The organism is Streptomyces huasconensis, from assembly GCF_021028635.1.
Classification (GTDB): domain Bacteria; phylum Actinomycetota; class Actinomycetes; order Streptomycetales; family Streptomycetaceae; genus Streptomyces; species Streptomyces huasconensis.
Window position 1 is genome coordinate 5583139 of the sequence record NZ_CP086119.1, and the last position, 12684, is coordinate 5595822.

Here is a 12684-nt window from a genome sequence, read left to right on the forward strand (position 1 = left end):
TGACCGTCGTACAGCCAGTGAGGTGTCCTGTGTCCCCGCGTCGCAACCGCCCCAAGGGCATCGGAGAGCCGAGGGCGTCCTCGGACGCGGAGCCGCCGGGGCGCTACGGCGGATTCCAGAGCGTCGAGACCTGGCAGGGCGAGCAGTGGAGCGTACGCCATGTGGCGGGCGCGAGTGCGACGGGCAAGCGGTACCGCTGCCCCGGCTGCGACCAGGAGATCCCCTCGGCGCTCGCGCACGTGGTGGCCTGGCCCGAGCACTCCGGGGTGGACGAGCGCCGGCACTGGCACAAGGCGTGCTGGAACGCGAAGGACCGCCGCACCACGCGGGTGCAGCGGTCCCGTAACGCGCCGCGGTACTAGCGGCTCCGTCGCACGTCAGACGTCGCGCTTCTCCAGGAGGGCGTAGGCGCCGGCGATCGCGACGAGCGTCACGACGACGAGCACGACCAGCTGGGAGGTGCCGCCGGAGCCGTCGATGCCGTCCGCCCCGAAGATCTTGGCGAGCGAGTTGATGGCGTTGTAGTCGGACATCTTCTCGGCGAGCGACTGCGTGCTCTCCCAGATCATCAGGAACGCGGGCAGGATCGCCGGTACGAGCACCACGCCGAGCATCGCGGTGATGGCGCCCGCGGAGTGCCGCAGCATGGAGCCGACGGCGAGCGCGAGGACGCCGAGCAGCGACACGTACAGGCCGCCCTTGAAAACCGTGCCCGCCCACGGGACGTCGCCCGACCCGGGGCCGCTGTTCATCGACGAGGTCACGAGGCCCACCAGCAGGATCGAGCCCGCGGAGACGACGAAGGCCGTGACGAAGAAGACCACGATCTTCGCGGTCAGGACGCGGTAGCGCTGCGGGGACGCCGTGAACGTCGTACGGATCATGCCCGTGCCGTACTCCGACGAGGTCACGAGGACGCCGAGCGTGATCAGGCAGATCTGGCCCAGCATCAGGCCGAAGAAGGCCGGCACGGTGAACGGCATGTCCGAGTAGTTCTCGGGCGTGGTGTTCGCGGCGGCGAGCAGGCCGATGCCGATCACCAGGGCGAGGAAGATGCCGAGCGTCCACATGGTGGAGCGGACCGACTTGATCTTCGTCCACTCGGAGGCGAGGGCGTTGCCGAGGTGGGTCTTCCTGACCGGGATCGGCGAGGTGTAGGCGTTGGCCATCGCCTGCTCCCAGGCGGAGGGCGGCGCCGGGGCGGCGGGCGGGGGAGCCATCGGAGCACCCATGGGAGCACCCACGGGCGCGCCGGCCTGGGCGTACGCCTGCTGGGGCTGGGGGGCCTGCTGCGCCTGCGGCTGCTGCTGCGGAGTCTCAGGCGTGGTCATCGGGGAGCATCCTCGTTGTCGGTGGCGCGCTTGGCCAGTTCGGGCGCGGGAGCGGGTGCGGGGGAGGCCTGCGGCTGCGGCGCGGCGGCGTACGGGTTCGGCGTCCCGGGGGCGCCGTGCGGCTGCGGCATCGCGAAGGGCTGACCGCCCGGCTGGGGCGGCGGCGGCGCGTACCAGCCGGGCTGGTCCTGGCCGGGCACCGGCAGCTGGCCGCCCGGCATCATGCCGGGCGGCATGGCGCCGGGCTGCACCGGCTGCTGGAGGCCCGCGCGCTGGTCGACCGTGGAGCGGTAGTCGACGGCGCCCTGCGTCATCCGCATGTACGCCTCCTCCAGCGAGGCCTGGTGCGGGGACAGCTCCCACAGGCGGACGTCCGCGCCGTGCGCGAGGTCGCTGATGCGGGGCAGCGGCAGACCGGTCACGCGCAGCGCGCCGTCCGGTTCGGGCAGGACCTGGCCGCCCGCCTCGGTCAGCGCGGCCGTCAGCTTCTCGCGCTGCTGCGGCTCGGTGTCCGGCGTACGCACCCGCGCGAAGTCGGCGGAGTTGTGCGAGATGAAGTCCCTGACGCTCATGTCGGCGAGCAGCTGGCCGCGGCCGATCACGATCAGGTGTTCGGCGGTGAGCGCCATCTCGCTCATGAGGTGGGACGAGACGAAGACCGTGCGTCCCTCGGCCGCGAGCGACTTCATGAGGTTGCGGACCCAGAGGATGCCCTCGGGGTCGAGGCCGTTGACCGGCTCGTCGAAGAGCAGCACCTGGGGGTCGCCGAGGAGCGCCGCCGCGATGCCGAGGCGCTGGCCCATGCCGAGCGAGAAGCCCTTGGAGCGCTTCTTCGCCACGTCCTGGAGGCCGACGACGCCGAGCACCTCGTCGACCCGGCGGGCCGGGATGCCGGAGAGCTGCGCGAGGCAGAGCAGGTGGTTGCGGGCGTGCCGGCCGCCGTGCACCGCCTTGGCGTCGAGGAGCGCGCCGACCTGGCGGGGGGCGTTGGGGAGCTTGCGGTACGGGTAACCGCCGATCGTCACCTGCCCCGTGGTGGGTGTGTCGAGCCCGAGGATCATGCGCATCGTCGTCGACTTGCCGGAGCCGTTGGGCCCGAGGAAGCCGGTGACGGTACCGGGCCGCACCTGGAAGGAAAGGTTGTACACGGCTGTCTTGGCGCCATAGCGCTTCGTCAGGCCGACTGCCTCGATCATTCTCCGCACCCATCGAATGGTTCAGGACGTCGGGGCACACGCCCCCGTAAGGGTTAGGAGGATATCGGGGAGCTGACGGTTCCAGCCAAGAGCGAGCAAAGAGAACCGAACGCGCGGAGCGGGGGGCGCGGCTTACGCGTCCCGCTTCTTCAGCACCGCGTATCCGCCGGCCAGCGCCACCACGACCCACGCCACCATGATCGCCAGACCGCCCCAGGGCCCGTACGGGGTGTCGTCGTCGAGTGGTGTCTTGACCTGCATGATCTTGCTGCCGGCCTGGTCGGGCAGGAAGCGGCCGACCTTCTTCGTCGCCGACACGTTGCCGAGGATGCTGGAGATCAGGAAGAAGAACGGCATCAGGATGCCCAGCGACAGCATCGGGCTGCGCAGCATCGCCGCCACGCCCATCGAGAACATCGCGATGAGCGTCATGTAGAGCCCGCCGCCGATGACGGCCCGCAGCACACCGGGGTCGCCGAGCCGCGCCTGGTACGGGCCCAGCATCGCCTGTCCCACGAAGAACGTGACGAAGCTGGTGGCCAGGCCCACGGCGAGGGCGAGCAGCGTGGCCACGGCGACCTTGCCGAAGAGGAACGTGCCGCGCTGCGGGACCGCCGCCAGGGAGGTGCGGATCATCCCGGTGCTGTACTCGTTGGAGACGACGAGCACCCCGAAGACGATCATCGCGAGCTGGCCGAGGGACATCCCGGCGAAGCTGATGAACGTGGGGTCGAAGGCGAACCGGTCCTCGGCGTCGAGGCCGTCGTAGTCGTTCCTGGACAGGATGCTGATCAGCGCCCCGAGCGCGATCGTGACGACACCGGCGAGGCCGAGCGTCCACACCGTCGAGGAGACCGAGCGGATCTTGGTCCACTCCGATCGCAGCACCTGCGCCGTGGCCATCGCTCAGTTCCCCTTCCGCCGCTGCCGACCGTCGGCCCAGGACTCGCCCCAGCCGGGGGCCGGGCCTGGCGGTTGACCGGTGTGGTCGGAGTGCGCGTGATACTCCACCGACTCGGCGGTGAGCCGCATGAACGCCTCCTCCAGGGAGGCCTGCTGGGGGCTCAGCTCATGCAGGACGATCCGGTGGCTCGCGGCCAGCTCCCCGAGGCGCTCGGCCGTCGTGCCGTCCACTTCGAGGACACCGTCGCCCGCTTCGGTGACGGTGACCTCCGCCCGGTGCAGCACGTCGAGGAGACGCTCGCGCTCCGGGGAACGCAGCCGTACGTACGAACGTGAGTTGCGCCGGATGAAGTCGGACATCGACGTGTCGGCGAGGAGACGGCCCTGGCCGATGACCACGAGATGGTCGGCGGTGAGCGCCATCTCGCTCATCAGGTGCGAGGAGACGAAGACCGTACGCCCCTGCCCGGCAAGGGACTTCATGAGGTTGCGGATCCAGTGGATGCCCTCGGGGTCGAGGCCGTTGACCGGCTCGTCGAACATCAGGATCTCGGGGTCGCCGAGCAGCGCGCCCGCGATGCCGAGGCGCTGGCCCATGCCGAGCGAGAACCCCTTGGCCTTCTTCCGGGCGACGGCGGTCAGCCCGACGGTGTCGAGGACCTCACCGACACGGGCGCGCGGGATGCCGTTGCTCTGCGCGAGGCAGAGCAGGTGGTTGAAGGCACTGCGCCCGCCATGCGTGGCCTTGGCGTCGAGGAGGGCGCCGATGTACGTGAGGGGGTCGCGCAACTGGGCGTAGTGCTTGCCGTCGATGCGGACGGCGCCGGCCGACGGGTTGTCGAGCCCCAGCATCATGCGCATGGTGGTCGACTTGCCCGCGCCGTTCGGCCCGAGGAAGCCGGTGACCATGCCGGGGCGGACGGTGAAGGTGAGGTTGTTGACCGCCACCTTCTCGCCGTACCGCTTGGTCAGCCCCTCGAGCTCGATCATGCGGCAACGCTAAAACGGGACAAAGCCCCCTGCCACTGGAGAGCAGGGGACTCAGGTGTGCCCCGAAGGGCCGCGGAGCTGTGCCTTACCGGGTCTGCTGCGCCGGCACGCCTCGGGAGACCGGCTCGTCGTCGGCGGGCGTCCCCGCGGCCGCGACCGCCGCACCGGTGAGCGTCGCCAGCATCTCGCGCACATTGGTGAGCTGCGCGTTGATGCTGTCCCGGCGGTTGGTGAGCGCCGCCAGCTCCCGCTCCGATTCGCTGCGGATGCGGTCGGCCTTGGCGTTCGCGTCCGCCACGATGTCCTCGGCCTGACGCTGCGCCGTCTCCACCGTCTGGCGCGCGCGGCGCTCCGCGTCCGTGCGCAGCTTCTCCGCCTCAAGACGCAGCTGCTCCGCGCGGTGCTCGATCTCCGCGAGGCGCTTCTCCGCCTTGGCCTGACGCGACGCCAGGTCACGCTCGGACTGCTCGCGCCGCTTGGCGAGGTTCGTCTCGAAGTCGGCGGCGGCCTGGGCGGCCTTGGCGCGCGTCTCCTCGAAGAGGGCGTCCGCCTCCTCACGCTTGGACTGCGCGTCCTTCTGCGCCTCGGCACGCAGGGCGTTCGCCTCGCCCTTGGCCTTCTCGACGATCCGAACGCCCTCGTCCTCGGCCTTCGCCTTGCGCTCGGACGCGAACGACTCGGCGTCGTTGCGCACCTGCTGCGCGGCGGACTCGGCCAGCTCGCGGTGCTGTTCGGCCGCGCGGCGGGCCTCCTCGCGCAGGTCCTTCGCCTCCTCCTCGGCGAGGCGGAGGATCTTCTCGACGCGGGCGCCGAGCCCGGCGTACGACGGCTCGGCGTCGGCGACCTGGGCCTGGGCGTTCTGCGTTTCGAGGTGCAGCTCCTCGATGCGCTTTTCCAGAGCAGTGATGCGGGCAAGAGCGCTGTCACGGTCGGAGACGAGCTTGGAGATACGTTCGTCCACCTGAGCGCGGTCGTACCCACGCCGCACAAGCTCGAAGCCGTAGGGGGAAGTGTCGCTCATGGGGTTCCTGTCGAATGAGACCGGTGAGGTGATAGAGGGAATCCTAGGGGTCCAGGCGGCGTGTCATCGAGCAGATGCCTGTTTGATCTGGAGAATGACACCCCTTTTGAGTGGCAAGACGTCAGAGGCCTTGCCAGGGACAGGGCCGAAGGTCCTCACTCAGCACGGTAAGCCCTCTTTCGCTACCCCTCTGACGTCTTGCCACCCGATCGAGTAGATCCGGCCGCCGCCCCGGCCTTGACACCGCCGGCACCCGAACCCCCGCCGGACGCCGACTTCCCGCCGCCCGTCGGAGCCTCGAAGGACTCCAACGCCTCCAGCACGTCCTGGACACGGGAGATCTCCGCGTTGATGTCCGCCCGGCGCCGCACCAGGACCTCCAGCTCGCGCTTGCCCTCCTCGACCATGCGCGTCGCCTCGGCCTCGGCCTCCGCCTTGATGCGCTCGGCCTCGGCGACCAGCGACGCCTTCTTCGTCTCGGCCTCCTTCAGGAGCCCCTCCGCCTTCTTCACGGCGGCGATGCGGACCTTGCCCGCCTCCGAATCGGCGTCCGAGACCAGCTTCTTCGCCTTCGCCTGAGCCTCGGCGAGCTGCTCCTCCGCGGCCTTCACCAACGCGTCACATCGTTCGCCCGCGGTCTTCATCGCCTCCGCGGACTCATGGCGCGCACGCTCGTGCAGTTCCTCGATCTCGGCGGTCACCCGGTCACGCTGCTCCTCGGAGCGCTCCCTTATGGCCGTCGCGTCGCGCCGGGCGCCGATGAGCAGCTCGTCCGCGTCCGTACGGGCCTTCTCCACCAGGGTGTTGCCCTCGATCGTCGCCTCGGTGACCACCCGCTCGGCCTCCTTGCGGGCGGCGCCGACCATCGTGTCGGCCTGCGCCTCGGCCTCCGTGGTCGCCTTCAGGGCCTTCTCCTGGGCGTCCGCCGTCAGCTTCTCGGCCTCGGCGGCGGCTTCCGTGATGAGCGTGTCGACCTGCTCGGCCGCCTCCTGACGCTTCTTGTTGGCGGCCTGACGCGCCTCGTCCAGGGTGCGTTCGGCCTCCTCGCGCGCCTGGGACGTGAGCCGCTCGGCCTCTTTGGCCGCCTCCGCCTTGACGCGCTCGGACTCGGCGCGGATGCGCTCGGCGTGCTGCTGGGCGGAGTTGACCGCCTCGGCGGCCTCCGCGCGCAGCCGCTCCGCGTCACCGGAGGCGTCCGAGATGAGCTTCTCGGCCTTGGCCACGGACTCGGCGCGCACCCGCTCGGCCTCCGCGGCCGTCTCGGCGTGCAGCCGCTCCGCCTCGGCCGTGGCCTCCGCGCGCACCCGCTCCGCCTCGGCGGTCGACTCCGCCTTGAGACGGTCCGCCTGCTCCGTCGACTCGGCGCGCAGGCGCTCGGCCTCCGCGATGGTCTCGTTCTGCAACCGCTCGGCCTCGCTGCGGGCCTCGCCGATCAGGGTGTCGGCCTGACCCGCCGCGTCACTGCGGATGCGGTTGGCGTCCTCACGGGCGTCGGCCCGCGTACGGGCGGCGTCCTGCTCGGCCTGCGCGATGGTGTCCGACGCCTCCGTGCGCACCCGCTGGGCGTGCTCCGAGGCGTCCGAACGCATCCGCTCGGCCTCCGCCATCGCGTCCGAAACCGTGCGCTCCGCAAGGGCCTTGGCGGCCTCCGAGGCCTCCGCCGCCTCGCGCCGCGTACGGCTGGCGTCCTCGGCGGCGCGCTCCCGCTCGGCGTGCGCGTCGGCACGGACGCGGTCGGCCTCCTCCTGCGCCTCGGTGCGCGTGCGCTCCGCGGCGTGCTCGGCGGCCGAGCGCAGGCCCGCGACCTCTTCCTGCGCCGCCTCGTGCAGACCGGCGACGGAATCCCGTACGGACTGGGCGGTCTGCTCGGCGGCCGACACCAGCTCCGTGGCGCGGCGGTCGGCCTCCTCGACCAGACGCGCCGCCTCGGCCTGCGCCTCCTCGACCCGCTTGCGCGCCGAGGCGAGCAGCTCCTCGCTCTGCTCGCGGGCCCGCTCCCGCTCCTGGTCGGCCTCCGCGCGCGCCGAACCGAGGGTCTCCTCGGCCTCGCGGCGGCGCCGGGCGGCCTCCTCCTGGGCGGCGGCCAGGGCCTCGGCGGCCTCCGTGCCGACCCGCTCGGCCGCGGCGGCGGCCTCCGCGCGCACCCGGTCCGCGGACTCCTGCGCCTCGGTCTTGAGCCGCTCGGCCTCGGCCGCGGCCTCCGAACGCAGGCGCACCGCGAGGGTCTCGGCCTCCGCGCGGGCCTGCGAGGCGTCGGCGGCGGCCTCGTCGCGCAGCCGCTCGGCCTCCTCCTCGGCCTGCGCCTGGAGCGTACGGATGCGCTCGGCGGACTCCGCCCGCAGCCGGTCGGTCTCCTCCGTGGCCTCCTTGCGCATCCGCGCCGCTTCCGCGCGGGCGTCGCTCAACGCCTGCTCGGCGGTGGTGAGGCGCTCCTCGGCCTCCGCGTGCAGCCGCGCCAGCTCCTCGGCGGCCTCCGCCCGCCGGGCCGCCATGGCCCGCTCGGTCTCCTCGCGCAGCGCCCGCGCCGCTTCCTCGGCCTCCGTCCTGGTGGCCTCGGCCTGCTCGGCGGTCTCCTCGCGGTGCCGCTCGGCCTCCGCGCGGGTGCGCTCCAGCGTCTCCTCGGCCTGCTTGCGCAGGGTCGTGGCCCGCTCGACCGCCTCGGCACGCAGCCGCTCGCTCTCCGTGGCCGCGGCCGTGCGCAGCTCCTCGGCGTCGGCCTTCGCCTTGGCGAGCAGCTCCTCGGCGGACTTCGCCGCCGCCTCGATCTCCTTGACGGCCTCGCGCCGCGCCTCGCCCCGGATGCGCTCGCCCTCGGAGACGGCGTCGGCCCGCAGCTGCTCGGCCTCGCCGCGCAGCCTGCGCGCCTCCTCCTGAAGCTCGACGGTCTTGGCGCGGTACTCCTTGGTGTCGTCCTTCGCCGCGCCCTTCAGCTCCTCGGCGATGTCGTGCGCCTGGGCGCGCAGCCGGTCGGCCTCGGCCTCGGCCTCCGAGCGGATGCGCTCGGCCTCCTCGGTGGCGGCCTTCGTGGTCTCCTTGGCGTTCTTCGACGCCTTGTCGAGGACCTCCTCCGCCGTCCGCGCCGCCTTCGCGAGCTGGCCCGCGGTCTCCTCGGCGGTGATCGTGCGCGCCTTCTCGGCGGCCTCCGCGATGAGCTTCTCGGCCTCGGCCCGGGCGTCGGCGATCAGCTGCTCCGCCTCGGACTTGGCGGACTCCGCCTCCTTGGTGGCCTCGCCGACAAGGCGCGCCACCTGCTCCTTGGCGGTACGCGTGCGCTGCTCGCCCGCGGCCTCGGCGGCCGCGAGCTGCTTGCCCGCCGTCTCCTTGGCCTCGCTGAGCACCTTCTCGGCCTCGGCCCGCGCCGCACGCAGCGCCGCGTCGGCCTCGGCCATGCGCTGCTCGGCGGCCCGGCTCGCTTCCGCGGCCCGCCGGCGCGCCTGCTCCGACTCGGTCGCCGTCGTCGAGCGCAGCTGCTCGGCGTGGTCGGTGGCCTCCTGGGCCTGCGTGGAGGCCGCGTTCAGCAGCCGCTCGGCGTCCGAACGGGCCCGGCGCAAAAGCGCCTCGGCCTCGGCGCGCGCCGCCTCGGCGTCGGTCGTCAGACGCTGCCGCGCCTGCGCCGCGATCCGCTCCGCCTCCGCGCGGGCGGCGGCCAGCGCCTGCTCCGCCTCGGCACGCGACTCGTCGAGCAGACGGCGCGCCTGCTGCTCGGTGCGGGCCCGCAACTGCTCGGCCCACGCCACGTTCTCGTTGACGTGCGACTCGACGGTCTGGCGGCGCTCCGCCAGCTCCTGGTCCAGCTGCTGACGGCGTGCGACGGCCTCGGCGTGCAGCTCCGCCTGGAGGCGGGCCTGCTGCTCCGCGTGCTCCTGGAGGATGCGCTGCGTCTGCGCGCGGGCCTCACGCAGCTCCCGCTCCGCGTCGGCCCGCAACTGCTCGGCCTGGATCTGCGCGTTACGCAGCATCTGCTCGGCCTGATAACCGATGTCCGCGCTGTCGTAGGCAGGACGGTTCGCGAGGTTGCGGCGCGCCTCATGCAGCTTGGCGCGCAACACCTCGACCTGATAGCCGAGGTCCTCGGCGTGCTGGACGGCCTTCTCCCGCTCGGTCTTCAGCCGGTCCATCTCGGCCTCGAACCGCGAAAGACTGTCCGTCTCAGCCCGCGAGTTCTCTTGGCGTTCGTAGCCCCGCACTGCGCGGTCCCATCCTTCCCCGAGCTCTCGGCTGCGCTCGAGCAGGGGAGGCCCCACTCCTGGTCGCAATTCTCTCCAACGAGCCCCGTCCATCCGTCGAACGGTGCCCCCGGGGGAATGGTGTCAGATCAACGGCGGAGCATGGGTTGCTGCCCCGACGCTCGTCCCCCGAAACCCGGACCCCGGCACGCGGCCGCCCAGCATGCGGGCGACCTGCCGCCCCGACTTCGGACGGCCGCCCCTCACCCTACCGGCCCAGATATACGGAGGTCAGTGCTCCGGTGACGGGGAGGGCGCCGAAGTGACGAGTTCGGTCAGGACGCCGTGGCAGTCCTTGGGGTGGAGGAACGTGATGCGTGACCCCATGGAGCCGATCCGCGGCTCTTCGTACAGGACCCGCACGCCCTTGTCCTTGATGGCCGCGGCGTCGCCGTCCACGTCCGCGGTGCCGAAGGCGATGTGGTGCACGCCCTCGCCGTTCTTGGCCAGCCACTTGCCGACCGCCGAGTCGTCCCGCGTCGGCTCCAGGAGCTGGAGGTACGAAGCCCCTCCGTCGCTCGTATCATTGATCTTGAGCATGGCCTCCCGCACGCCCTGCTCTTCGTTCACCTCCGTGTGGAAGACCGTGAAGCCGTATGTCTCCCGGTAGAACTCGACGGTCTTGTCGAGGTCGAAACAGGCGATCCCGATGTGGTCGATTCGCGTCAGCATGGTTCAAGTGCAGCGCTTCCCGCGGTGATTACGCAACGTGCGCGCGATCACACTCGCCGCCCGATGACGGGCGGGGTACCGCTCAGTACATTCAGATAAACCCTCGTTAACTTCTCCTCCCAAGGGGCCGTGGCACATGTCTCGAACGTCCGGTACCACCTCAGTGATCGTCGCGGGCGCGCGCACGCCCATGGGCCGCCTCCTCGGCTCCCTGAAGTCCTTCTCGGGTGCGGACCTGGGGGGCTTCGCGATCAAGGCCGCGCTCGACCGGGCCGGCATCGGCGGCGACCAGGTCCAGTACGTGATCATGGGTCAGGTGCTCCAGGCCGGGGCGGGGCAGATCCCGGCGCGCCAGGCCGCCGTCAAGGCGGGCATCCCCATGAACGTCCCGGCACTCACCGTGAACAAGGTCTGCCTCTCCGGCCTCGACGCCATCGCCCTGGCCGACCAGCTGATCCGCGCCGGCGAGTTCGACATCGTCGTGGCGGGCGGCCAGGAGTCGATGACCAACGCCCCGCACCTGCTCCCCAAGTCCCGCGAGGGGTACAAGTACGGCGCCATCGAGATGCTCGACTCCATGGCGTACGACGGTCTGACCGACTCCTTCGAGGGCGTCGCGATGGGCGAGTCGACCGAGAAGCACAACGGCCGCCTCGGCATCGCCCGCCCCGAGCAGGACGAGATCGCCGCCCTCTCCCACCAGCGCGCCGCCGCCGCGCAGAAGAACGGCCTGTTCGAGGCGGAGATCACCCCGGTCGAGATCCCGCAGCGCAAGGGCGACCCGGTCCTCTTCGCCAAGGACGAGGGCATCCGCCCCGAGACCACCGCCGAGTCCCTCGGCAAGCTGCGCCCCGCCTTCGCCAAGGACGGCACGATCACCGCGGGCTCCGCCTCGCAGATCTCCGACGGCGCCGCCGCCGTGGTCGTCATGTCCAAGGCCAAGGCCGAGGAACTGGGCCTGCACTGGATCGCCGAGATCGGCGCCCACGGCAACGTGGCGGGGCCGGACAACTCCCTTCAGTCCCAGCCGTCCAACGCCATCCGGCACGCCCTGAAGAAGGAGGGCCTGGACATCTCCGACCTCGACCTCATCGAGATCAACGAAGCCTTCGCGGCCGTCGCGGTGCAGTCAATGAAGGACCTCGGGGTTTCGCCGGAAAAGGTGAATGTCAACGGCGGCGCCATCGCCCTCGGTCACCCGATCGGGATGTCCGGCGCGCGCCTCGTGCTCCACCTGGCCCTGGAGCTGAAGCGGCGCGGCGGCGGCGTCGGCGCGGCCGCGCTCTGCGGTGGCGGCGGCCAGGGCGACGCCCTGATCCTCAAGGTGGCCAAGGGCTGACGACCCCGCGGCCTGCGGTGTCCCGTACGTAGCGAACGGAGCTGTTCATGCAGGACGTCCCCTCCCTGGTGGCGCAGGCCCGCGAGGGCAGGCCGCGGGCCGTGGCCCGGCTGATCTCACTGGTCGAGGGGGCGTCACCGCAGCTGCGCGAGGTGATGGCGGCGCTCGCCCCCTTGGCGGGACACGCGTACGTGGTCGGGCTCACCGGATCGCCCGGTGTCGGCAAGTCGACATCGACGTCCGCGCTCGTGAGCGCCTACCGGCGGGTCGGCAAACGGGTCGGTGTGCTCGCGGTCGACCCATCGTCCCCCTTCTCCGGGGGCGCGCTCCTCGGCGACCGGGTCCGCATGTCCGACCACGCCTCCGACCCCGGGGTCTACATCCGTTCGATGGCCACGCGCGGCCACCTCGGCGGGCTCGCCTGGGCCGCCCCGCAGGCGATCCGCGTCCTGGACGCGGCGGGCTGCGACGTGGTGCTCGTGGAGACCGTCGGCGTCGGCCAGTCGGAGGTCGACATCGCCTCCCAGGCGGACACCTCGGTGGTCCTGCTCGCGCCCGGCATGGGCGACGGCATCCAGGCGGCCAAGGCCGGAATCCTGGAGATCGGTGACGTGTACGTGGTCAACAAGGCGGACCGCGACGGCGCGGACGCCACCGCCCGGGAGCTGAACCACATGCTCGGCCTCGGCGAGTCCCGCGGCCCCGGCGACTGGCGGCCGCCCATCGTGAAGACGGTCGCGGCGCGGGGCGAGGGCATCGACGAGGTCGTCGAGGCGCTGGAGAAGCACCGGGCGTGGATGGAGGAGCGGGGGGTCCTCGCCGAGCGGCGCGTCGCCCGTGCCGCCCGGGAGGTCGAGACGATCGCGGTCACGGCGCTGCGGGAGCGGATCGGCTCCGTGCACGGCGACCAGCGGCTGTCGGCGCTGGCCGAGCGCATCGTGGCGGGGGAGCTGGACCCCTACGCGGCGGCGGACGAGCTGGTCGCGGGGGTCACCACGGCGTGAGC

General features: G+C 72.0%; 10 protein-coding genes. 3 read left to right on the plus strand and 7 right to left on the minus strand.

Translation table 11 applies throughout. From position 1 onward, the window contains the following. Nucleotides 1-29: 29 nt before the first annotated feature. A complete protein-coding gene (locus J2N69_RS25560; protein ID WP_230902809.1) occupies nucleotides 30-362 on the plus strand; it encodes an ATP/GTP-binding protein in 333 nt (110 codons plus the stop codon). A gap of 15 nt (nucleotides 363-377) precedes the next feature. Here the strand turns inward: J2N69_RS25560 and J2N69_RS25565 are convergent, their stop codons facing one another. The 7 genes from J2N69_RS25565 to mce form a co-directional block, all read right to left on the minus strand. Next, nucleotides 378-1220 carry an ABC transporter permease gene (locus J2N69_RS25565; RefSeq protein ID WP_408056913.1) on the minus strand — a complete coding sequence of 281 codons (843 nt, stop codon included), beginning with the start codon at nucleotides 1218-1220 and terminating at the stop codon, nucleotides 378-380. Between the two features lie 107 nt (nucleotides 1221-1327). Continuing rightward, entirely contained in the window at nucleotides 1328-2527 is a 1200-nt protein-coding gene (locus J2N69_RS25570) for an ABC transporter ATP-binding protein (RefSeq protein ID WP_230902810.1), read from the minus strand. Between the two features lie 132 nt (nucleotides 2528-2659). Then, nucleotides 2660-3430 carry an ABC transporter permease gene (locus J2N69_RS25575; protein WP_230902811.1) on the minus strand — a complete coding sequence of 257 codons (771 nt, stop codon included), beginning with the start codon at nucleotides 3428-3430 and terminating at the stop codon, nucleotides 2660-2662. 3 nt (nucleotides 3431-3433) lie between these two features. Further along, a complete protein-coding gene (locus J2N69_RS25580) occupies nucleotides 3434-4420 on the minus strand; it encodes an ATP-binding cassette domain-containing protein (RefSeq protein WP_230902812.1) in 987 nt (328 codons plus the stop codon). An 85-nt stretch (nucleotides 4421-4505) separates the two neighbouring features. Next, nucleotides 4506-5441, minus strand: coding sequence for a coiled-coil domain-containing protein (locus J2N69_RS25585; protein ID WP_030789382.1), 936 nt, complete (start codon nucleotides 5439-5441; stop codon nucleotides 4506-4508). A gap of 182 nt (nucleotides 5442-5623) precedes the next feature. Further along, entirely contained in the window at nucleotides 5624-9628 is a 4005-nt protein-coding gene (scy, locus tag J2N69_RS25590; protein ID WP_230902813.1) for a polarized growth protein Scy, read from the minus strand. A gap of 270 nt (nucleotides 9629-9898) precedes the next feature. Then, on the minus strand, nucleotides 9899-10339 hold the full coding sequence (gene mce, locus J2N69_RS25595) for a methylmalonyl-CoA epimerase (RefSeq protein ID WP_127909434.1): 441 nt from the start codon (nucleotides 10337-10339) through the stop codon (nucleotides 9899-9901). 136 nt (nucleotides 10340-10475) lie between these two features. Between mce and J2N69_RS25600 the strand changes: the two genes are divergently transcribed. Together J2N69_RS25600 and meaB are read left to right on the plus strand one after the other, a co-directional pair. Beyond that, nucleotides 10476-11678, plus strand: a complete 1203-nt coding sequence (locus J2N69_RS25600) for an acetyl-CoA C-acetyltransferase (protein ID WP_230902814.1) — start codon at nucleotides 10476-10478, stop codon at nucleotides 11676-11678. A 47-nt stretch (nucleotides 11679-11725) separates the two neighbouring features. Next, complete coding sequence (gene meaB, locus J2N69_RS25605) at nucleotides 11726-12682, plus strand: methylmalonyl Co-A mutase-associated GTPase MeaB (RefSeq protein WP_230902815.1); 957 nt, start codon at nucleotides 11726-11728, stop codon at nucleotides 12680-12682. The last annotated feature ends 2 nt before the right edge of the window (nucleotides 12683-12684 follow it).